This is a genomic window from Salmonella sp. SAL4457, from assembly GCF_046548235.1.
Lineage (GTDB): Bacteria > Pseudomonadota > Gammaproteobacteria > Enterobacterales > Enterobacteriaceae > Salmonella > Salmonella enterica.
In genome coordinates this window covers 1-293 of record NZ_JBGDZO010000312.1, presented here as the reverse complement: position 1 = coordinate 293, position 293 = coordinate 1, and the positions used below count along the sequence as shown (strand labels likewise).

At 68.6% G+C, this 293-nt stretch carries 1 protein-coding gene; it reads right to left on the bottom strand.

Going from position 1 to position 293, the window contains the following annotated elements; genetic code table 11:
• Nucleotides 1-293: hypothetical protein (locus ACLJNW_RS24425; RefSeq protein WP_410961247.1), on the bottom strand; the 293-nt coding region annotated here is incomplete at both ends.

Here is a 293-nt window from a genome sequence, read left to right as displayed (position 1 = left end):
GGTCGATGTAGAGGATCTCCGCGGTGGGGCGCTCGATCCAGGAGGTCATGCCGTCGGCATCCGTGGTGTCGAACGCATTCCAGCCGCCACTCGACCAGACCCTGACCCGGCGTCCGGCGACGGGCTTGCCCGTTTCGTGGTCGATGAGCTGGAAGCGCCCGGAACAGGGCACGCTGTTGCGGTTAAGGGGAAGGGCGGGAGCGCGCGGGGCGGGCGTGAAGACGTCGCCGATGAGTACCGTCCCCGAGCCGCCGATCACCACGTTGCCGTGCGCCCCGATACTACCCAGCGTC